This window comes from Streptomyces capillispiralis, assembly GCF_007829875.1.
In the GTDB taxonomy this organism is placed as follows: domain Bacteria; phylum Actinomycetota; class Actinomycetes; order Streptomycetales; family Streptomycetaceae; genus Streptomyces; species Streptomyces capillispiralis.
The window spans coordinates 1290565-1312012 of sequence record NZ_VIWV01000001.1; the positions used below are offsets into that span (position 1 = coordinate 1290565).

A 21448-nucleotide genomic window follows, 5' to 3' on the forward strand; every position below is an offset into this window, starting at 1 on the left:
GCGCGATGCAGTTCGGGCGCACCTACGAGGAGTTCGAGGTCGGGGCGACGTACAAGCACTGGCCGGGCAAGACGGTCACCGAGTACGACGACCACCTGTTCTGCCTCCTCACCATGAACCACCACCCGCTCCACATGGACACGAACTACGCCGAGAAGACGACGGACTTCGGCAGGAACGTGGTGGTCGGGAACTACGTCTACTCCCTGCTGCTCGGCATGTCGGTGCCCGACATCTCCGGCAAGGCGATCGCCAACCTGGAGATCGAGTCGCTGAAGCACGTGGCGCCGACCTTCCACGGCGACACGGTCTACGGGCAGACGACGGTGCTCGACAAGTGGCCGTCGAAGTCGAAGGACGACCGCGGCATCGTGTACGTCGAGACCAAGGGCTACAAGCAGGACGGCACGCTGGTGTGCGTGTTCCGCCGCAAGGTGATGGTGCCGACGCAGACGTACATCAAGGAGCGCGGCGGCGAGCAGCCCGGCCGCCCGGAGCTGAAGGAACAGGGGAAGTAGCGATGGCCCGCCTCGCCCAGACCGCCGGTCTCACGGACGTCCAGCAGGAGATCCTCTCCACCGTCCGGGACTTCGTGGACAAGGAGATCATCCCGGTCGCGACCGGGCTGGAGCACCGCGACGAGTATCCGCAAGCGATCGTCGACGGCCTGAAGGAACTCGGCCTGTTCGGTCTGATGATCCCCGAGGAGTACGGGGGCCTGGGCGAGTCGCTGCTCACCTACGCGCTGTGCGTGGAGGAGATCGCCCGCGGCTGGATGTCGGTCTCCGGCATCATCAACACGCACTTCATCGTGGCGTACATGCTCAAGCAGCACGGCACGCAGGAGCAGAAGGACCACTTCCTGCCGAGGATGGCGGCCGGCGACGTCCGCGGCGCCTTCTCGATGTCGGAGCCGGGCCTGGGCTCCGACGTGTCGGCCATCACCTCCAGGGCGGTGAAGGACGGCGACGCGTACGTCCTGAACGGCCAGAAGATGTGGCTCACGAACGGCGGCACGTCCTCGCTGGTGGCCGTCCTGGTCCGGAGTGACGAGGGTCACGCCGAGGGGACGGCGCCCCACAGGTCGATGACCACCTTCCTGGTGGAGAAGGAGCCCGGCTTCGGCGAGGTCCGGCCCGGCCTCACCATCCCCGGGAAGATCGACAAGATGGGCTACAAGGGTGTCGACACCACCGAGCTCATCATGGACGACCTGCGCGTTCCCGCCGACCGGGTGCTCGGCGGGGTCACCGGCCGGGGTTTCTACCAGATGATGGACGGTGTCGAGGTCGGCCGCGTCAACGTCGCGGCGCGTGGCTGCGGCGTCGCGCAGCGTGCCTTCGAGCTGGGGGTGCGGTACGCCCAGCAGCGCCACACCTTCGGCAAGCCGATCGCCCAGCACCAGGCCATTCAGTTCAAGCTGGCGGAGATGGCTACCAAGGTGGAGGCCGCACATGCGATGATGGTGAACGCCGCACGCAAAAAGGACTCGGGGGAACGAAACGACCTTGAAGCAGGGATGGCGAAGTACCTCGCCTCCGAATACTGCAAAGAGGTCGTGGAGGACGCCTTCCGGATCCACGGCGGCTACGGCTTCTCCAAGGAGTACGAGATCGAGCGTCTCTACCGGGAGGCGCCGATGCTGCTGATCGGTGAAGGCACCGCCGAAATCCAGAAAATGATCATCGGCAGGCGACTGCTCGAAGAGTATCGATTCCAGGGCTGAATGTCCGGATACGGGGTGTTTTCTTGGAGAAGAGGATCACACCCCGTATGCACTCTTCGGCCGTCGACTCGGCTGCCTGGCTTACCCAGTTGCCGCCCGGAGCCGCTACGATCGCCGGAAAGCCGCCGTCCCCCGCAAGTGCGCGGCATCATCCGCTACGAAGGTCATCCATGCCCCACAGCCAAACCTCTGCACACCGCGACAGCCTCGCCGGCGTACGCCTCGCGCGCGGAGCATCGCCGTGGCTTCTGCCGACCGTCGCCACCGCAGCCGTCAGCCTGCTCCGCGCCCGCCGCTCGGGTGCCGCCAAGGCCGTCGCCGTCCCCGCCACCGCGCTGGCGGCCGGAATGCTGTGGTTCTTCCGCGACCCCGAGCGCGAGATCGCCCAGGGCCGGGTCATCTCGCCCGCCGACGGTGTGGTGCAGAGCATCATGCCGTGGAAGGACGGCCGTACCCGCGTCGCCATCTTCATGAGCCCGCTCAACGTGCACGTGAACCGGGCCCCGCTGGCCGGCACGGTGACGTCGGTCGAGCACGTCCCCGGTGGCTTCGTTCCCGCCTTCAACAAGGAGAGCGAGAACAACGAGCGCGTGGTGTGGCACTTCGACACCGAGCTCGGCGACATCGAGATGATCCAGATCGCCGGCGCGGTGGCCCGCCGCATCGTCCCCTACGTGCCCCGGGGCACCAAGGTCGAGCAGGGTGAGCGCATCGGTCTGATCCGGTTCGGCTCGCGCGTGGACCTCTACCTGCCCGCGGGCGTGGAGGTCGCGGTCGAGGTCGGCCAGAAGACCGTGGCTGGGGTGACTCGCATTGACCGTGGTTGATCCGGAGACACAGACCGGCTGGGTGCCGGAGGCCGACGAGGCGGACGACGAGGAGGAGATGCCCCTCTCGCTCCGCCTGTCGATAGCGGACACCCTCACCCTGGGCAACGCCACCTGTGGCTTCATGGCGGTGTACTTCACCACCACCGGCATCCTGATCCCGCACCTCACGGGCAGCCAGGAGACCGGCATGGCCCGCCACAGCGCGGCCACCGCCGTCATCCTGATGCTGTGCGCGGCGGTCTTCGACCTGTTCGACGGCCTGGTGGCGCGCAAGCTGCGCAGCTCGCCGATGGGCGCGGAGCTGGACAACCTCTCCGACCTGATCAGCTTCGGCCTCGCCCCGGCGTACTTCGTCCTGGTCTACGGCATGGTCGCGGACGACGCGCACCAGAGGGTGGCCGCGGTCGGAGCGATCGTGGTGCTGCTGGCGGTGGTGCTGAGGCTGGCGAGATTCTCCTGCGTGACGGTGAAGGACGGCACCTTCCAGGGCATGCCGTCGCCGTTCGGCGCGCTGACCGTCGTCTCGATCGTGCTGCTGGAGCTGCCGTTCGTGGCGACGCTGCTGGCGATCCTGGGGACGGCCTGGCTGATGGTGAGCCGGGTGGAGTACCCGAAGCCGCGGGGACGCCTCGCGGTGGCGATGCTGTCGTGGATCGTGCTGTCGATGGGGCTGCTGGCGGCCTGGGCGTTCGACGCGCCGAGCGGTCAGCTGCTGCTCCAGACGGGCTGCGCGCTCCAGCTGGTCATGGGCGCGGTGATCCCGCTGTTCGCCACGGCACGGCGGGTGAACAACTTCCGTGACAACCGGCGGGAGGCACGGGCGGCGCAGCTGCCGTAGGCGGCGCTCGTACGGGCTTGGAGGGCCCCGGACCCGGGTCGGGTCCGGGGCCCTCGTGTGTGCGGGCACCCGGCCCGACGTGCCCGGGGATGCCCCGGGGTCCGGCGCGTTCAGAGGATCTGCTCGTCCTCGTCGGGTGCCTTGCGGTTCCGGTCGGCCATCTTCTCCCAGAAGGCGTGCAGCTCCCCGACGGGGATGCTCACCCACGGCGCGGTGCGCCGGGCCGGGGACGGAACGTGCCAGCGTGAGCGGCTGTGCAGCAGGGCCTGCTGCTGGCGGCAGAACAGCTCCTCGATCTCCGTCTGCGCCTTGCCGGCCTTGGGGGGATAGGGGCACAGACGGAACGCGCAGGTCGGCAGGCAGGTGGAGCCCGGCTCGCTCCCGTCGGCGCGGCCCACACTGCGCTCGGGGTGCAGCGGGCCACGGTCGTGGGTGACGCACGGCGGCAGGGCGCTCCTGTTCGCCAGGGCCAGACGCTCCTCGATCTCGTCCGCGCTGCCGTCGCGCTCGGTCAGAGTGAGCATGACCAGGACGTCCGCGAGCAGGCGCTGGGCCCGCGGGTGCAGGACGCTCCAGCCGGCCGAGGGGGTGATCCACAGGCTGTGCTTGCGGTAGCGCTCGGGGTCGGCGGGGGTGGAGCCCACATTGTCGATGGCACGGTGCTCGTCGATCCACAGGAACCGCTCCGGGTGTCCCGTCTCCAGCGCCAGGGTCACCAGGTCGCCGGCCTCCGCGACGAACGGGTGCAGGACCCGGCCGGCGTGACGTTCCCGCGGGCCGCCGGCCGCCGCGGCGTCATGGGCGCTCCCCGCCATGCCGAGCCACCGGGTGACCGCCTGCACGGGCTCGACGCGGGAGCCGGACACCGTGGCACCGTCGGCCGTGCGCGCCCCGCCCGGTGGCGTGAGCGGGAGCCTGCGGGGGTCCGTCCCGTCGGCGCCGGCCGGCTGCCCGGGGGTGTCGGGGAGTTCCCACAGGCACAGTGCGTGGAGCAGGCTGAGCTGCGCGTACCAGTAGCGGCTGCACAGCAGCATCCGCTCGGCCTGCTTCATCAGGTACGCCCGGGTCTCCGCGTAGGCGTTCGGGTGCCGACTCCTGCGGTTCGCGGCGTTCTTGAAGCCCTGGGCCAGGGCGTTCTCCAGGGAGATCGGCAGATCCGGCTCGCCGGGCCCGGCGCGCGGCCGGAGGGCGGTGCTCTGCCGGCCGTCGGCGGGGGCCAGGTGCTCGAGCCAGAGGTTCAGCCGCTCCTTGGTCTCGTCGCGGTACTTCTCGGTGACGGAACCGACGATCATGGGAACGAGCCAGGCCCGCAGGGCGAAGTGGCGCCACAGCGTGGTGCGGCTGCGCTCGTACTCCGCCACGAACCGGGCGTGCTCCAGCCGCCGGTCCGCCGCCGCTCTCCCGCCGACGGTGCCGTCCGCCGCCACCTCCGGGCCCTCGGCACCGCCCGTGTCCGCCTCGCCGAGCCAGGCGGTGTAGTCGCGGTCGAGCTTCTCCTTGGCCTCGCGGGTCCGCTCCAGGTACTGCGCCACGGGATCGGTGCCGAGGGGGAACAACTGCCGCAGGGCCTGGAAGGCGGCGTCGCCGCCGGAGGCGATCTGGTGCGCGATCGCGATCCGCACCGCGTGCGACGGCTCGTGCGTACCGATGCGGAAGAGGCGTTCGTAGGGCAGGGACGGTACGGCGGGCTCCCCGCCCGCGGGCGGACGGGGTGCGGCGCAGCGGCGCTCCCGTTCCCGCAGGGCGGCTCCGAAGCGCCGCACCAGGCCCAGTTTCGCGTCCTCGACGGTCCGCTGGTCACCCCTGATGAGCAGGGACTCCCACTGCTCGTCCAGCGTCCGTGCCAGCGTGTCCTGGATCGGGTCCGGGTCGACGCTGTCGATCTCCAGGGCCGCGGCGAAGAGGTCGAAGTACTTCGGGTCGTGCCGCTTCGCCGTGGCGTCGCGCAGCAGTTCCGCCGTCCGCTGCGGCGCCGCGGCGCCGGACGTCCCGGCCGCGGTCCCCGCGGCCCGGTCCGGCGGCTGTGTCACCGCCCGGTGGCGGGACAGCAGCACCAGGGCGATGAGGAGTTCGCGGGAGGGTCCCGGGCTGCGCAGCGCCGGTTCCACGACGGCGCCGATGTGGTCGTCGGCCAACTCGCCGAGCAGACGGTGGCCCAGATACGCCTGGACGATGCTGTGCGGGAACCGGACCTTGTTCTCGTAGCCCTTCACCAGCCCCAGGAGCTGCCCGTTGGCGGCGTATCTGGCCAGCTCGGAGTAGCACTCGTTGGGGTATTCGAGGGGGTTCGTCCAGGACTCCCTCCTGTCGATCTTGCGGCGCAGGATGCCCCAGATCGCGGCCCGTTGGCGCGGGTCGGAGTGCAGCCGGCCCACGGCCGGCCGGTGGTCCACCGGCTCCTCGCCACGCCCCTGCGGCTGCTCCCGCAGGTCGTCCAGGTACGCGCCGACGAAGTCGTCGAACGTCACCTCGAGGCTGTCCTGCAGCAGTCCCAGGCAGGCCAGCGCGGACACCACCCACACGGTCTCCCGGCGCTCCCTGCGGTCCATCACCAGTGTGTCGAGGATGCGGCCGTCCTCGATGGCCTGCCGGTAGGTGTCGAGCAGCCACAGCCTGAGCGTGGAGCAGTCGTTGCTGCGGGTGTTCAGGCGCCCCAGTTCCTCACGGAGTCTCAGGTGCTCCAGCAGTCCGCGCTGCTGGAGCAGCCGGGCGATCCGCAGGTAGATCGGCGAGTCCGCGATCTCGGCGGTCTCCACCACCCAGCCGAGCCGGCGCTCGTCCGCCTCGCCGGGTTCGCGCACCAGGTACTCCAGCGCCGCCTCCTCGCTCAACGGCTCCAGTTCGGCGATCGCGGCCCTGGTGCCCTCCAGCGGCGCGTGCGGGCGGGTGGCGATGACCAGCGGGAGCCGCCGGCGGTCCGCCCGGTCTATGGCACGGCGGATGATGTTGTCGCGGTCCTCCCGGTACCGCTCGTCGAGGAGGGCTTCCTCCAGTCCGTCGGCGACGACCACGACCTTGTCGTCGAGCCGCAGTTGCCGCCACGCCTTGTCGATGTCGCCCCCGATCACGCCCGGCTCCGACACTTCCGGGTCCGTCACCTCCGCGAAGCGGCGGCGTGCCATCGCCTCGAAGTCGAGTTCGCCGTCGCCGTCCATGTCGCGCAGCCGGATCGGCACGGGAACGGCCGACTGCCGCGCCAGCATGCGCGTCAGTTCCACCAGCACGGCGGTCTTGCCGACGCCCACGCCGCCGACGAGCAGATAGGGCTTGCGCGTGCTCCTGTCGCGGAGTGCCTGGGCCAGCACCTGGGCGAGTTCGTGGCGCCCCACGATCCTGTCGACGAGCGTCCCGGCCGTGGGCACGAGTTCGTGCGGCTTGGTGCGCGCCTTCTTGACGAGCGGCTTCTTGACCTTGCGGTACCAGAAGAAGAGAAAGACGGCCAGGATGAGGGAGGCCGTCAGGACGGGGCCCACGAAGGCGGAGAGGGTGGTGAACCAGGACGACTTGCGCACGTCCTGGAACCACGACTTCTCGTGGCGGGCCGAGTCGTAGAAGGCCAGGGCCAGCCAGGTGAGCAGCACGAGGGTGCCGAGCAGGGCGTACGCGCGCAGGAAGCGGCCGCGGGCGATGCCCCAGTGGCGCCAACTGCGGTTCGGGACGATGCTCTTGCGGGCCTCACGATCGGTCCTGAACGTGCGCCACCGCTTGTCCGCCGCCCCCACGGTCCGGGACCACCAGCGCCGCGGATACAGCGTGAACCAGGCGGCGTCGGGCGGTCGGGTCCTGCCCTCCGGATCGCGGATGACCTTGGTGGGCATGGAGTCCGTTCCCTCCGCGCTGCGTCTGCCGGCGGAACGTCGTGGAACACCGGGAAGCCGCCGCGGGCGCGATGACGCCGCCCCGCCCCGGCGAGTACGTCCGTCTCACGGACATCCGCCTGCACGTATGCCGTCTCTTCCATGGAACCACTGGTCAGGAAGACCGCAACACGGCCACGGACGGGGCGGTCACCGGGCCCGGCGGGCACGGGCGGCGCGCTCGGCGGCGCCCCGTCCGGCGGCCGGTGGCAGCGTGTCAACTCCGCCGCCGGCCCACGGACATCCGGCCGGGCTCAGGTCAGGAAGTCCCGCGCGACGCGCTCCGCCGTGCGCTCCAGGATCGGCCCCGCGTCCGCGATGCACCGCGCCACGTCCGGCTCCAGGTCCGTCAGCGCGTACGCCCTGCGGATGCCCGCCCGTCCCAGCACCTCCGGCGGCAGGGCGAGGCGCCCGCACACCGCGACGACCTCCTTGCCCGCCGCGCGGGCGGCGGCCGCGACGCCCGCCGGCGCCTTGCCGTGCAGCGTCTGCTCGTCCAGCGACCCCTCACCGGTGACGACCAGGTCCGCCCGCTCCAGCGCCGGCGCGAAGCCCAGCACGTCCAGCATGACCTCGATGCCGGGCCGGAAACCCGCCCCGAGCAGCAGTGCCCCGTACCCGATGCCGCCCGCCGCGCCCGCTCCCGGCGAGGCGGCGTACTCGGCGGCCCTCGGCCCGACGGCCGTCTCCAGCACCTCGGCGAAGTGCGCGAGCGCCGCGTCCAGCCGCTCCACGTCCTGCGGCGAGGCACCCTTCTGCGGGCCGTAGACCGCGGGCGCGCCCTTCGGACCGGTCAGCGGGTTGTCGACGTCGCTGGCGAGCACGAACTCCACCGCGCCCAGCCGCGGGTCGAGGCCCGACAGGTCGGCGGTGGCCAGGTCGGCGAGCCCGCCGCCGCCCGGCGCCACCGGCTCGCCGCCGGCCGTGAGGAAGCGGGCGCCCAGCGCCGACAGCATGCCCGCCCCGCCGTCCGTGGTGGCGCTGCCGCCCACCCCGAACACGAGGGTGCGCGCCCCGGCGTCCAGCGCGGCCCGCAGCAGTTCGCCGGAGCCGTACGTCGATGCCGTGAGCGGCGCGAGGACACCGTCCGGCAGCCGCTGGAGTCCGCTGGCTTCGGCCATCTCCACGACGGCGGTGTCACCGCGCAGCGCGTACGCCGCGCTCACCTCGTCCCCGAGGGGGCCGGTGACCCGTACCTCGCGCCGTTCGAAGCCGGCCGCGACCGCGGCGGCCACGGTGCCGTCGCCGCCGTCGGCCACCGGCAGCGCCTCGACCACCAGGTCCGGTACGACCCGGCGCAGCCCCGCCATGACCCGCTCGGCGACCTCGACGGCCGTCAGCGACCCCTTGAACTTGTCCGCGGCGACGAGCACCCGCTGTGCCGACTGCGCCGTACGAGTACCGCTCCCTGCAGCGTCCGCCACTTGCATTCCCCTCGCTCTGCGGGCCCCACGCGCGCGCGTCGGGGCCGGTCGCGCCGCAGTGACCCTAACCGGAGGGCACGGTCGCCGTCATGCCCCGACCGGCTCGTGGAACGGCACGGCGGGGCGCGTCCCGGTGCGTCATCGGGTAGACCGGTCCCATGAGCGCTGTGGGCACGGAGCCGGGACTCGCCGACCGCATCCTCGGAGGCTGGCTGGGCCGGATCGCGGGCAACATGCTCGGCAAGCCGGTGGAGCAGGGCGAGGTGTGGACGCGGGAACGCATCGACCGCTACCTGCGGCGGACGGACGCTCTGCCCCTCACCGACTACCTGCCCGGTCCCCCGAGCGAGGAGGACCGCCTCGACCTGCGCCCGGAGTGGCCTGCCTGCGTCCGCGGCCGCGTCGACGGCAGCTGCCGCGACGACGACGTCGACTACGCCGTCCTCGGCCTCGACCTGCTGGAGACCCACGGCTTCGGTTTCAGCACCGAGCAGGTGGGCGACCTGTGGCTGCTGCGGCTGCCGTTCCTGCAGACCTTCACGGCGGAGCGGGCGGCCTACCGGAACCTCGCGAACGGCCTGCGTCCCCCGCTCACCGCCACCCACGACAACCCGTACCAGGAGTGGATCGGCGCGCTGATCCGCGCCGACATCCACGGCTGGACCTGCCCGGGCGACCCGCGCCGTGCCGCCTCGCTGGCCCGCAGGGACGCGGTGCTGTCGCACACCGGCAACGGCGTCCACGGCGCGATGTGGGCGGCGGCGCTGATCTCGGCGGCGTTCACGGCGCCCACGGTGCGGCACGCGCTGGACGAGGCGCTGACGGTGATCCCGGCGGGCTGCCGCCTCGCCCGCACGGTGCGCCGGGTGGCGTCGCTGCACGGCACCGGGGTGGCCTGGGAGGACACGCTGGCGACGCTCGGGCGGGAGACGGCGGGGCTGCACTGGATCCACACCGTCCCGAACGCCGCCGTGCTCACCGCCGGCCTGCTGTACGGCGACGGCGACTTCACCCGCACCATCGCCCTGACCGTGCGCGGCGGCCTGGACACGGACTCCAACGGCGCGACGGCGGGCTCGGTGGCGGGCGTCCTGTGCGGCGCCCCGGCGATCCCCGGCCAGTGGAAGGACCCCCTGCGGGACACGGTGCGCAGCGCCGTCTTCGGCTTCGACGGGGTGCGGATCAGCGAACTGGCGGACCGCACGCTGCGGCTGGCGCGGGCCGGGGCCCATCCGTGAGGGGTTCCGGGTCTCATGGCGGAGGGCGTAGGGCGGACGGTGTACGGCGGTTGTGGCTGCGGGCCGAGGCGACGGGGGCCGCACCGGCCCTAACGTCGACGGCATGCAGATCGCGATTCTTGGCACGGGACATGTGGGACGGGCTTTGGCCACGGCCTGGGCGCGCGCGGGTCACGAGGTGGTCCTCGGGTCGCGCCGGCCGGGCGACGCGCGGGGGCGGGCGGAGCTGTCGGACGCCCTGGCCGGGGGCGTCCGGGTCGCCGATCCGGCGTCGGCCGTCGCGGGCGCGGAGGTGGTGGTGAACGCGACGCCGGGCACCGCGTCGGTGTCGGCGCTCGCCTCGGCCGGGGCGGCGGCCCTGACGGGGAAGGTGCTGCTCGACGTGGGGGTCGGTTTCGACGAGGAGGGCGGGCTGTCCCATCCCGGGGAGAGCCTGGGCGAGGAGATCCAGCGCACGTTCCCGCGCGCACGGGTCGTGAAGACCCTCTGCACCGTCGACCGGGAGCTGATGGTCGCCCCGGGCTCGCTCCAGGGCCCGAGCACGGTGTTCCTCTCCGGCGACGACGCGGACGCCAAGGGCACGGCCGGCCGGCTGCTGGCCGACCTCGGCTGGCCCGCGGACTCGGTGCTGGACCTCGGCGGCATCACCACCGCCCGGGGCCAGGAGCACTACGCGCTGCTGTTCATGGGCATCGCCGAGGCCATCGGCTCGTACGGCTTCGGGATCCGGGTGGTGCCACCGGCCGCCGCCGGCTGACCGGCCGGCGATCCCCTGGGGGCCGGCGGCCGGTGTGACGGGTCCGGGCGGCCGGACCGTGCACCGGGCGTGCGCGCCGCCCGGTGTCGATCATGGGACGGCGTGTGCTGCCGTGCGCCCGGCCGGGACGGCCGCCGGCTCCCGCAGCCGTCCCGCGCCGCCGTTACCCTTCCCGCATGACCACCACTCAGGACACTCCGGACGCTCAGGACTACGCCGCCTACATCGCCTCCCTCCCCCGTGTCCTCGCCGGATCCGCCGTCCTCCTCCGGGACGCGGCGGGCCGGGTGCTGATCGTCGAGCCGAACTACCGGGAGGGCTGGGTGCTGCCCGGCGGCACCGTCGAGTCGGACGACGGGGAGAGCCCGCGGGAGGGGGCGCGCCGGGAGACCGCCGAGGAGATCGGGCTGGACCGGGAGCCGGGCCGGCTGCTCGCGGTGGACTGGGTGCGCGGGACCGGGCGGCCTCCGGTGGTGGCGTACCTGTACGACGGTGGGGTGCTCGGCGAGGACGACCTGGAGGCGATCCGGCTTCAGGAGTCGGAGCTGCTGTCCTGGCGGCTCGTGCCGCGCGAGGAACTGTCCGGGTGCCTCCGGGGCTCGCTGCTCCGCCGGGTGCTGGCCGCGCTGGACGTCCTCGCCGACGGCTCGGGCACCGCCGAACTGGAGGACGGCTACCGGGTGCGCTGAACGGGCGCCGGGGAATATCCGCTCGCCGCGCCGGCTCCCGGCCACCTACCCTCGGGCCCATGAGCAAGCCCCTCGTCGCCCTCCTCAGCGGCGCCGGCATCAGCACGGACTCCGGCATCCCGGACTACCGCGGGCCGAACGGACTGTGGCGCCGCGACCCCGACGCCGAGAAGCTCGTGACGTACGAGTACTACATGGGCGACCCGGAGATCCGCCGCCGCTCCTGGCTGATGCGGCGCGACAGTGCGGCGCTCGGCGCCGGGCCCAACGCCGCGCACCGTGCCGTCGCCGAGCTGGAGCGGTCCGGGGTGCCGGTGCGGGTGATCACGCAGAACGTCGACGGGCTGCACCAGCTCGCCGGTCTGACGGCCCGCAAGGTGCTCGAACTGCACGGCACCGCCCGGAGCGTGCTGTGCACGTCCTGCCACGCCCGGGGTCCGATGGAGGACGCCCTCGCCCGTGTCGAGGCCGGTGAGCCGGATCCGCCGTGCCGCAAGTGCGGCGGGATCCTGAAGCCGGCGACGGTGATGTTCGGCGAGCGGCTCGACCCCGTGGTGCTGTCCGACGCGCTGGCGATCAGCAAGGCCTGCGGCGTCTTCGTCGCCGTCGGCAGCAGCCTCCAGGTCCAGCCCGCCGCCGGACTCACGGGCGTGGCCGCGGACCACGGCGCCCGGCTGATCGTCGTCAACGCCGAGCCGACCCCGTACGACGACCGTGCCGACGAGGTCGTCCGGGAGCCGATCGGCACCGCGCTGCCGCGGCTGCTGCGCCGGATCGCCGCCTGAACAGCCGCTGGAACGGGCTCAGAACAGGGCGGTTCCGCGTTCGAAGTCCAGCAGCCGCTGTTTGCGTTCCAGGCCGCCGCCGTAGCCGGTGAGGCCGCCGCTCGCGCCGATGACGCGGTGGCAGGGGACGATGATGCCGACCGGGTTGCGGCCGTTGGCGAGGCCGACGGCGCGGGAGGCCTTGGGGTTGCCGAGAATGTCGGCGAGCCGGCCGTAGGTGCGGGTCTCGCCGTAGGGGATGCGGGCCAGTTGCTCCCAGACGCGGCGCTGGAACGGGGTGCCGTGCAGGCGGAGCGGGACGGTGAAGTCCTTCAACTCGCCCGCGAAGTACGCGTCGAGCTGTTCGCGCGCCTCGGCGAAGGGAGTGTCGTCGGGGGTGCCGAAGGTCTCCTCCGGTGGGCGGTGGCGCTGGTCGGTCATGTAGAGGCCGCACAGGACGCCGTCGTCGGCGACGAGCGTCAGCGGGCCGTAGGGGCTGTCGGTCACGGTGTGCTGCTTCATCGGTTCCGGCTCTCTTTTCCCTTACACCGGCAGGAAGTTGATGGGGTGGCTGTCGGTCGCCCACAGGTACTGCACCGCGTACGCCCGCCAGGGCCGCCAGGCCGCCGCGCGGGCCGTGAGCGCGGCCGGGGTCGAGGGCAGGCCCAGCTCCCGGGCGGCGCGGCGGATGCCGAGGTCGGTGGGGAGGAAGGCGTCCGGGTCGCCCAGGGCGCGCAGGGCGATGACGTCGGCCGTCCAGGGGCCGAAGCCGGGGAGGGCGAGGAGCCGCGCCCGGGTCTCGGGCCAGTCGCTCTCGACGCCCAGCTGGAGGTCGCCGTCGGCGAGCTGCCGGACCAGGGTGGTGAAGGTGGCGCGGCGGGTGCGGGGCATGGCCAGGGTCTCGGGGTCGACGGCGGCCAGTGCCTGCGGTGACGGGAAGAGGTGGGTGAGGCCGCCCTCGGGGTCGTCCACCGGGGTGCCGTGCGCGGCGACCAGGCGGGCTGCGTGGGTGCGGGCGGCGGCGGTGGAGACCTGCTGGCCGAGGACCGCCCGTACCGCGAACTCCGCCTCGTCGACCGTGCGCGGGACGCGCCGGCCGGGGGCCTTGTCGACCAGGGGTGCGAGGACCGGGTCCGCGCGCAGCTGCCCGTCGACGGCGACCGGGTCGGCGTCCAGGTCGAGCAGGCGGCGGCAGCGGCTGATGGCGACGGTGAGGTCGCGCGGGTCGCCGAGGACGAGGCGGCAGGCGATGTGGTCGGGGCGCGGGGCGAGGGAGACGATGCCGTGTCCGTACGGCAGGCGCAGGGTGCGGCGGTAGGCGCCGTCCCGCCATTCCTCGACGCCGGGTACGGCGGTGGCGGCGAGGTGGCCGAAGAGGTTGTCGGGGTTGAGCGGGGCGCGGAACGGCAGCCGGAGGAAGAGCACGCCGGGCGTGGCGCGTGCGGTTTCCCTGGGGGCGCGGGCGCGCAGGTCGCTCGGGGAGAGCGCGAAGACCTCACGCACGGTGTCGTTGAAGGTGCGGATGGAGGAGAAGCCGGCCGCGAAGGCGACCTCGGCCATCGGCAGGCCGGTGGTCTCGATGAGCAGCCGGGCGGTCTGGGCGCGCTGGGCGCGGGCGAGGGCGAGGGGGCCCGCGCCCAGCTCGGCGAGCAGCTGGCGTTCGACCTGCCTGCTGCTGTAGCCGAGCCGGGCGGCGAGCCCGGTGACGCCCTCGCGGTCCACCACCCCGTCGGCGATCAGCCGCATGGCGCGGGCCACCGCGTCGGCGCGGTGGTTCCACTCCGGGGAGCCGGGGCTGGTGTCGGGCCGGCAGCGCTTGCAGGCCCGGAACCCGGCCTGCTGGCAGGCCGCCGCACTCGGGTGGAAGACCATGTTCTCGGCCTTCGGCGGCACCACCGGGCAGCTGGGCCGGCAGTAGATGCCGGTGGTGAGGACGGCGGTGAAGAACCAGCCGTCGAACCGGGCGTCCTTGGACCGCACGGCGCGCACGCAGCGCTCGGTGTCGGTGTGCATCCCCTTCTGCATGCCTCAAGGATCGGGCACGCCACCGCACCGGGGCTGGCGGGAATCCGACATCACCCTTGCGTGTCCTGCGCTCCCGCGGATCGCCAGGCCGACTCGCGCAGCAGCCGCAGTCCGTTCAGGCCGACCAGCACGGTCGAGCCCTCGTGGCCGGCGACGCCGAGCGGGAGCGGGAGGTGGCCGATGAGGTCCCACAGCACCAGGACGGTGATGGCGGTGCCGGCGATGACGAGGTTCTGCAGCACGAGCCGGCGGGCGGTGCGGGAGAGCCGTACGACCGCGGGGACGGCGGCGAGCTCGTCGCGGACGACGACGGCGTCCGCCGTCTCCAGGGCCAGGTCGGAGCCGGCGCGGCCCATGGCGATGCCGGCGTGGGCGGCGGCGAGGGCGGGCGCGTCGTTGACTCCGTCGCCGACGAAGAGCACCTTGCGGCCGTCGGCGTGCAGCTCCCGTACGGCGTTCACCTTGTCCTCGGGCAGGAGGCCGGCGCGGACGTCGGTGAGGCCGGTCGCGGTGGCCACGCGGGCGGCGGCGCGGGCGTTGTCGCCGGTGAGGAGGACGGGCGCGGTGCCGGTGAGGGCGGTCAGGGCGGCGGTGGCGCCCGGGGCGTCGTGGCGCAGGCGGTCGGTCAGGGCGAGGGTGCCGACGGGGGTGCCGTCGCGGGTGACGCGGATGACGGTCTCGCCGTCGGTGGCGTCGGTGGTCTCCGCGCGGCCGACGGTCACCACGCGGCCGTCGACGGTGGCGGTGACGCCGCGGCCGGGCAGGGCGGTGAAGTCCGCGGCGGGCGCGAGCGGCAGGCCGCGGGCCTGCGCGGCGGCGACCACGGCGCGGGCCAGGGGGTGCTCGCTGGGGTGCTCGGCGGAGGCGGCCAGCGCGAGCAGGGCGTCCTCGTCGAGTCCGGATCCGGGCAGCGGGCGTACGGCGGTGACCTCGGGGGTGCCTTCGGTGAGGGTGCCGGTCTTGTCGAGGGCGGCCGTGTCGATCTCGCCGAGGCGTTCCATGGCGACCGCCGACTTGACCAGGACGCCGTGCCGGCCGGCGTTGGCGATGGCGGAGAGCAGGGGCGGCATGGTGGCGAGGACGACCGCGCACGGCGAGGCGACGATCATGAAGGTCATGGCCCGCAGCAGGGCGTCGGTGAGGTGCTCGCCGAAGGCGAGCGGGATGCCGAACACGGCGAGGGTGGCGACGACGACGCCGACGGCGTAGCGCTGTTCGATCTTCTCGATGAAGAGCTGGGTCGGCGCCTTGGTGCGGGAGGCCTCCTCGACCAGGGCGACGATGCGGGCGATCACCGAGTCCTTCGCGTCGCGGTCGACGCGCACGCGCAGGGAGCCGGTGCCGTTGAGGGTGCCGGCGAAGACCTCGTCGCCGGGGCGCTTGACCACCGGCAGGGACTCGCCGGTGATGGTGGCCTGGTCGGCCTCGCTGACGCCGTCCTGGACGGTGCCGTCGGCGCCGATGCGCTCGCCGGGGCGGACCAGCAGGACGTCGCCGACGGCGAGTTCGGCGGTGGGCACGGTCTCCTCGCCGCCGTCGGTGACCCGGGTCGCGGTGGTGGGCGCGAGGTCGAGCAGGCCGCGCACCGAGTCGGCGGTGCGGGCGGTGGCCAGGGCCTCCAGGGCGCCGGAGGTGGCGAAGATGACGATGAGCAGGGCGCCGTCGAGGACCTGTCCGATCGCGGCGGCGCCCAGCGCGGCGACGATCATCAGCAGGTCGACGTCGAGGGTCTTCTCGCGCAGGGCGCGCAGTCCTTCGAGGGCCGGTTCCCAGCCGCCGGAGACATAGGCGACGGCGTACAGGACGCCGCTGATCCAGGGCGAGGCGCCGCCGAGGTCCGCGGCGAGCCCGAGCAGGAAGGCCACGAGGGAGGCGAGCGCCCACCGCGCTTCGGGCAGGGCCAGCACGCGCGTGCGGCGGCGGGTCACCGGGGAGCCGGTGGACGACGGGGACGAGGGAGCGAGAGTCACGGACACCCGGCCACCATACAGGAACACATGAAGACTCATTCATCCTTTCATGTGCGATGAGTAGGATGGTCCCCATGGGTCATGGAGCCGTCACCACCGCGCAGGCCGACGCCGAGCGCGTCCGCCTGGACGCGGACAACGTCGCGAAGGTCGCCACCACGCTCCAGGCCCTGTCCACGCCCTCACGTCTGCTGATCCTCGCGCGGCTGCGCGAAGGCCCGCTGCCGGCCACGGAGTTGGCGGCCGAGGTGGGCATGGAGCAGTCGGCCTGCTCGCACCAGCTGCGGCTGCTGCGCAACCTCGGCCTGGTGGTCGGCGAGCGCCGCGGCCGTTCCGTGGTGTACGCGCTGCACGACCACCACGTGGCCGAACTGCTCGACCAGGCCGTCTACCACGTGGAGCACCTGCGGCTGGGCATCAGCGACGCCGCGGAGTGAGCAGGTCCCGCATGGTCTCGGCGGCGCGCACGGCGGCGTCCGCGCAGCAGTTGTTGAACAGCACGTGCAGCTCGTCCGTCCGCCGCGCCACGCGCCGCAACCGGGGGACCCAGGCGGCGAGTTCGGTCACGTCGTAGTCGTGCCGGAAGCGGTCCTCCTTGCTGCCGCCCCCCCAGGCCGCGCTGCGGCCGTGGAAGCGCACGACGGCGAGGCCGGGGCGGCTGACGGGCGCGACGGGCGGCAGCGAGCCGTCGATCCCCTGGACCGTGTCGACGCCCACGGCCGTCGCGCCGAGACCGCTCAGCAGGGCGCGGGTGTCGTCCGCCCGCTCCGCCGCCCACCAGGCGGGATGCCGGAACTCGACGGCGAGCGGCCAGCCCGCCGCACGCCGTGCGCAGTCCTCCAGGGCGCGTTCCGCCCGGGTGCCGGGCGCGAACCAGGGCGGGAACTGGAACAGGACGGTGCCCAGCCGTCCGGCCTCGCGCAGCGGCCCGATCCCCTCCGCGAACCGCCCCCACACCTCGTCCAGCAGCGCCCCGCCCGCCTGCCGGGCCCGCAGATCGGGCGGCAGCGCCCCGGGGCGGGTGGGGTGGCCGGTCAGCAGTGAGAACGCCTTGACGTCGAACCGGAAGCCCTCCGGCGTGCGCTCCACCCACAGGTCGCTGTTGCGCCGGCGCGGCAGCGCGTAGTACGCGGAGTCCACCTCGACGAGGGGCAGCCGCGACGCGTAGTGCCGCAGCCGCCCCTCGGCGTCGCGCCGTCCGCGCGGATACCAGCCGCTCGCCACGAGTTGGGGGTCCGTCCACGAACAGGCCCCGACCAGAACGTCACCCATGGGAGCCCGGTTACCCCGGGCTCCCAGGAGTGTGCCCGGCTACTCGGTCGCCGTCGGCCGGCGTGCGGCCGCCATCGCCCCGTCCACGTCGGTGAGCGGGCGCAGCCGGTAGGTGTAGGCGTAGTCGCGGTCGGCGAACAGCTTGAACTCGTCGTGGGTGTGCGCGCCCCAGCTGTTGTCGCCGCCCACGCCCATCTGCCGGTGGTTGACCCGCAGGACGACGGCGTCGCGCGGGGTCAGCTGGTAGTCGTGCCGGACCCCTGTCGACAGGTCCTCCGGGGTGAAGTGCGAGGCGTTGACCTCCAGGAGCGGTTCGCCCGACACCAGCAGACCGCGCCCGTCGCGGCCGGTCAGGGCGGCCCAGCGGACGTCGGTCTTGTTGCCGTTCTCCTGCGGGCGGATGTACGGCGTCCACTGGCCGGCCACGGTCGAGGCGTACCGTCCCACGTCGGTGCCGGTGTTGCGGTCCCAGTGGTTCTCCTCCGGGCCGCGGCCGTAGTAGTGCAGGCGGTCCAGCCGGCGCGGCAGGAACAGCAGGGTGCCGACCTCGGGGAGGTACGGCAGGTCCGGCGCGCCCGGGTGCAGGGTGTTGTCGACCTTGATCTCGCCGTTGCCGAAGACGGTGTACGTGGTGGAGTACGTGGACTCGACGGTGGTGGGCAGGGTGCCCGTGACGGTGATCTCGACGGCGCGGTCGCGGACGGCGCGGACGCGGACGCCGGTCACCTTCCGCCGGGAACCGGCGTCGCGCCAGGTCTGGTTGCGGGTGTGCTGGCCGTTGCCGTGGTCGTTGTCGGTGGGGGCGCGCCAGAAGTTGGGCACGGGTCCGGAGGTGATCAGGCGGACACCGGCGGCCTCGTACGAGGTGATGGTGCCGGTGGACCTGTCGACGGTGACGGAGAAACCCCGTCCGGTGACGGTGACCTCGGTGGCGGTGTCCTCGTGCCGCAGGGCGGGGACGCGGTCCAGGGGCACGGGGGTCACGGCCGGGCTGCCGGCGTCGAGGGGCAGTTGCTGCCGGGCGACCTCGAAGCCGGCCTCCGCCCAGGGGGTGGACTCCTTGAGCCGGAAGGAGAGTTCGAGGAAGTACTCCGTGCCCGGTGCCGGGTCGTCCGGCAGCCGGATCGGCACGGTGATGTCCTTGCTGCTCAGGGGCGCGACGTCCAGCTGGTCGCGGGTCAGCCGGCCGCGCCGGACGACCGTGCCGTCGGCCACCAGGGCCCAGCGTCCGTCGAACTCGCCCAGGCCGGTGAACAGGTACTCGTTGGTGAGGGTGACCGCGCCGGGGCCGCCGTCGGCCGGGGCGGCGTTGATCGCCTGGTAGACGCGTTTGACCTCGGCGGCCTTGCCGGTGTGGCCGCGGTCGGCGGTGACGATGCCGTCCGCGACGAAGTTGCCGTCGTTGGGGTTGTCGCCCCAGTCGCCGCCGTAGGCGAGGAACGTCTTCTCCTTCGCCTGCTTCCGCTCCGCCTTCGCGGTCGCCGCGTCGAACCAGAAGCGCACGCCGTCGTCGCCGGGGCCCCGGCCGCCGTCGGCCAGTTCGCCGGCGGTCAGGGCACGGGCGTAGACGCGGGCCCGGCGGATGGTGCCGCTGAATTCGCGGACCTGGTTGTCCGAGTCGGTGGCGAGCGCCAGGGAGGCCGTGTTGCCGCTGGGCCGCCGGTCGGTGGTGCGGGTCGCCCGCCGCTCGCCGTCGACGTACAGGGTGAGGGTGCCGGCGTCCGCGTCGAAGACGCCCGCGATGTGGTGCTCGCGGCCGGTCCAGTCGTCGGGCACGGTCCAGGTGGCGGTGATCCACTGGCCGCCGGAGTGGATGAAGAACTCCAGGGTCCGGTCGTTCTGCTTCAGGGCGTACTGGGTGTCGCCCTTGGTGATGATCGGCTGGTGGTAGCCGGTGAAGTGCGGGGTGACCCAGGCCTCCAGGGTGAGCGATCCGGTGAGGTCCAGGCCCTCGTCGCGGGCGAAGACCGTGCCGCCGGACAGGCCCCTGTCGCGGGCGAAGGTGCCGGAGGGGGCCAGGATCTCGCCGCGCAGCCCGGCCGGCCCCTCCTCGGTCAGCAGGGTGCGGGGCGGGACCGGCCAGGTCAGCGACTGGTCGGCGAAGTCCCAGATCCAGCCGCCCTGGAGGACGTCGTGGCGGCGGACGAGGTCCCAGTACTTCTTGAAGTTGCCGTTGGAGTTCCCCATCGCGTGGGAGTACTCGATCATCACGTACGGCCGGGTGTCCGAGGTGTCCCTGGCGCGCTGTTCCACGCGCGCGGGGGTGTCGTACATCTCCGAGCGGATGTCGCTGATCCCCGGCCGGTCGTCGCCCTCGTACTGGATGACGCGGGTCGGGTCGTAGGAGCGGATCCAGTCGTGCATGGCGTGGAAGGTGGTGCCGCCGCCGGCCTCGTTACCGAGCGACCAGATGACCACCGAGGCGTGGTTCTTGTCGCGGTGGACCATGTTCCGGGCGCGGTCCAGACAGGCCTCGGTCCACTCCGGGTGGTCGCCCGGGTACTCGGAACGGATGCCGTGGGTCTCCAGGTTGGTCTCGTCGACGAGGTAGAGGCCGTACTCGTCGGCGAGTTCGTACCACAGCGGGTTGTTCGGGTAGTGCGAGGTGCGGACGGTGTTCATGTTCATCCGCTTGATGACCGTGATGTCCTCGACCATGTCCTCGCGGGTGAGGGCGGTGCCGCGCGCCGGGTGCATCTCGTGGCGGTTGGTGCCGCGGAAGGAGACGGGGCGGCCGTTGATCCGCATCAGCCCGTCCTTGAGCGCGAACTCGCGCAGGCCGACCCGGTGGGAGAGGGTTTCGACCACCTTGCCGGCCGGGTCGCGCAGTTGGAGTACGGCGGTGTAGAGGTACGGGTGCTCGGCCGACCACAGCCTCGGTGCGGGTACGGCCGCCGACGCCTCGACGGTGACGTCCTGCCCGGCCGGTACGGTGCCGAGGTCGGCCTCGCCCGTCAGCGGCCGGGACCAGACGGCGTGCCCGCCGGCGTCGTAGAGCTGGGTCTCCACGGTGTACCGTCCGGCGCCGCCGCCCCCGAGGTCGCGCACGTGCGCGGTGACGTCGAGCGCGGCCGCGGTGTACCCGTCGCTCAGCGGGGTGACCAGTCTGAAGTCGCGCAGGTGCACGGCCGGGGTGGAGTACAGGTAGACCGAGCGGAAGATGCCGCTCAGCCGGATCATGTCCTGGTCCTCCAGCCAGTCGCCGTCGGAGTAGCGGTACACCTCCACCGCGAGCTGGTTGGTGCCGGGCTTCAGGTGGTCGGTGATGTCGTACTCGGCGGGCGTGTACGAGTCCTCGTGGTAGCCGACGAGTTCCCCGTTGACCCACACGTAGTGGGCGGACTTGACGCCCTCGAAGTGCAGGAAGGTCCGTCTGCCGCGCCAGTTGCGGGGGACGGTGAAGGTGCGCCGGTACTGGCCCACCGGGTTGTAGCGGGTCGGGGCGGCGGGCGGCTGCGGGTCCTCGCCGTGGCCGTTGGGGCCCCAGTAGGGGTAGGTGATGTTGAGGTAGATCGGCCGGTCGTAGCCGTGCGCCTGCCAGACGGACGGCACCGGGATGGTGTCCCAGGCGGAGTCGTCGAGGTCGGTGCGGTGGAAGTCGGCGTCCCGGTCCTCGGGCCGGTCGGCGTGGGCGAACCGCCACCGGCCGTCCAGGCCGATCCGGTACGGCGAGCGGGTGCGGTCGGCGGCCAGCGCCTGCTCCGGACCGTCGTACGGCATGAGGGTGGTGTGCGGGGGCTGGGTGCCCAGCCGGAAGACGGACATCCGGCCGTTCCACTCCGGTGCGTCGGCGGCGTCCGCGCCGCGCGGGGCGGCCTGCGCCGCCCCGGTCGGCGACAGGGCGAGGGCGCCGAGCACGGCGGCGCCGGACTCCAGCAGCCGGCGCCGGCTGACCAGGGGCCGTTCGGGGTGGCTGGGCCGGTCGGCGGGAGACACGTGCGGGTGCGGCATGACCGTGGCCTTCCTCGGTTCGACAGAGCGCTGCGCGGACTGAGGGCACGTCGGATCCCCCTCGGAACGCAGCGTCCCGGGGCGGACGGTGCGGCAGGGAGAGGTCG

Annotated in this window: 16 protein-coding genes; 9 read left to right on the plus strand and 7 right to left on the minus strand. The window is 73.0% G+C overall.

All coding sequences use genetic code 11. From position 1 onward, the window contains the following. Positions 1 to 5 precede the first annotated feature (5 nt). From FHX78_RS05125 to pssA, 4 genes are all read left to right on the plus strand, one after another. Complete coding sequence (locus tag FHX78_RS05125; protein ID WP_145866277.1) at positions 6 to 518, plus strand: MaoC family dehydratase; 513 nt, start codon at positions 6 to 8, stop codon at positions 516 to 518. Between the two features lie 2 nt (positions 519 to 520). After that, complete coding sequence (locus FHX78_RS05130; protein WP_145866278.1) at positions 521 to 1726, plus strand: acyl-CoA dehydrogenase family protein; 1206 nt, start codon at positions 521 to 523, stop codon at positions 1724 to 1726. 170 nt (positions 1727 to 1896) lie between these two features. After that, positions 1897 to 2553 carry a phosphatidylserine decarboxylase gene (locus FHX78_RS05135; protein ID WP_145866279.1) on the plus strand — a complete coding sequence of 219 codons (657 nt, stop codon included), beginning with the start codon at positions 1897 to 1899 and terminating at the stop codon, positions 2551 to 2553. Between the two features lie 22 nt (positions 2554 to 2575). Further along, positions 2576 to 3394 (plus strand): CDP-diacylglycerol--serine O-phosphatidyltransferase, encoded by an 819-nt coding sequence (gene pssA, locus FHX78_RS05140; RefSeq protein WP_145871655.1) that lies wholly within the window; start codon positions 2576 to 2578, stop codon positions 3392 to 3394. Positions 3395 to 3504: 110 nt separating this feature from the next. Here pssA and FHX78_RS05145 read toward each other — a convergent pair whose 3' ends face one another. After that, entirely contained in the window at positions 3505 to 7212 is a 3708-nt protein-coding gene (locus FHX78_RS05145; RefSeq protein ID WP_145866280.1) for an ATP-binding protein, read from the minus strand. Between the two features lie 293 nt (positions 7213 to 7505). Then, on the minus strand, positions 7506 to 8681 hold the full coding sequence (locus FHX78_RS05150) for a glycerate kinase (protein ID WP_145866281.1): 1176 nt from the start codon (positions 8679 to 8681) through the stop codon (positions 7506 to 7508). Positions 8682 to 8833: 152 nt separating this feature from the next. Between FHX78_RS05150 and FHX78_RS05155 the strand changes: the two genes are divergently transcribed. The 4 genes from FHX78_RS05155 to FHX78_RS05170 all read left to right on the plus strand — a co-directional run bounded on the left by FHX78_RS05155 (position 8834) and on the right by FHX78_RS05170 (position 12144). After that, positions 8834 to 9913, plus strand: coding sequence for an ADP-ribosylglycohydrolase family protein (locus FHX78_RS05155; protein ID WP_145866282.1), 1080 nt, complete (start codon positions 8834 to 8836; stop codon positions 9911 to 9913). A 103-nt stretch (positions 9914 to 10016) separates the two neighbouring features. After that, positions 10017 to 10670 (plus strand): NADPH-dependent F420 reductase, encoded by a 654-nt coding sequence (locus FHX78_RS05160; protein WP_145866283.1) that lies wholly within the window; start codon positions 10017 to 10019, stop codon positions 10668 to 10670. Positions 10671 to 10846: 176 nt separating this feature from the next. After that, positions 10847 to 11359, plus strand: coding sequence for an NUDIX domain-containing protein (locus FHX78_RS05165; protein WP_145866284.1), 513 nt, complete (start codon positions 10847 to 10849; stop codon positions 11357 to 11359). Between the two features lie 59 nt (positions 11360 to 11418). Then, positions 11419 to 12144, plus strand: a complete 726-nt coding sequence (locus tag FHX78_RS05170; RefSeq protein ID WP_145866285.1) for an SIR2 family NAD-dependent protein deacylase — start codon at positions 11419 to 11421, stop codon at positions 12142 to 12144. 18 nt (positions 12145 to 12162) lie between these two features. On the opposite strand, the gene FHX78_RS05175 is transcribed toward FHX78_RS05170, so the two are convergent. The 3 genes from FHX78_RS05175 to FHX78_RS05185 are packed head-to-tail and all read right to left on the minus strand — an operon-like array spanning position 12163 to position 16157. Continuing rightward, positions 12163 to 12645 carry a methylated-DNA--[protein]-cysteine S-methyltransferase gene (locus FHX78_RS05175; RefSeq protein ID WP_145866286.1) on the minus strand — a complete coding sequence of 161 codons (483 nt, stop codon included), beginning with the start codon at positions 12643 to 12645 and terminating at the stop codon, positions 12163 to 12165. Positions 12646 to 12666: 21 nt separating this feature from the next. Continuing rightward, on the minus strand, positions 12667 to 14148 hold the full coding sequence (locus FHX78_RS05180) for an AlkA N-terminal domain-containing protein (protein ID WP_280117358.1): 1482 nt from the start codon (positions 14146 to 14148) through the stop codon (positions 12667 to 12669). Between the two features lie 50 nt (positions 14149 to 14198). Beyond that, positions 14199 to 16157: a heavy metal translocating P-type ATPase gene (locus tag FHX78_RS05185; RefSeq protein WP_145866287.1), complete on the minus strand. Its 1959-nt coding sequence runs from the start codon at positions 16155 to 16157 to the stop codon at positions 14199 to 14201. Positions 16158 to 16192: 35 nt separating this feature from the next. On the opposite strand from FHX78_RS05185, the gene FHX78_RS05190 reads away from it, so the two are divergent. After that, positions 16193 to 16555 carry an ArsR/SmtB family transcription factor gene (locus tag FHX78_RS05190; RefSeq protein ID WP_145866288.1) on the plus strand — a complete coding sequence of 121 codons (363 nt, stop codon included), beginning with the start codon at positions 16193 to 16195 and terminating at the stop codon, positions 16553 to 16555. Here FHX78_RS05190 and FHX78_RS05195 read toward each other — a convergent pair. Together FHX78_RS05195 and FHX78_RS05200 are read right to left on the minus strand one after the other, a co-directional pair. Further along, positions 16536 to 17390, minus strand: coding sequence for a DUF72 domain-containing protein (locus FHX78_RS05195; RefSeq protein ID WP_145866289.1), 855 nt, complete (start codon positions 17388 to 17390; stop codon positions 16536 to 16538). The genes FHX78_RS05190 and FHX78_RS05195 overlap by 20 nt on opposite strands. Positions 17391 to 17429: 39 nt before the next feature. Next, a complete protein-coding gene (locus FHX78_RS05200) occupies positions 17430 to 21341 on the minus strand; it encodes a glycoside hydrolase family 2 TIM barrel-domain containing protein (protein ID WP_145866290.1) in 3912 nt (1303 codons plus the stop codon). Positions 21342 to 21448 lie beyond the last annotated feature (107 nt).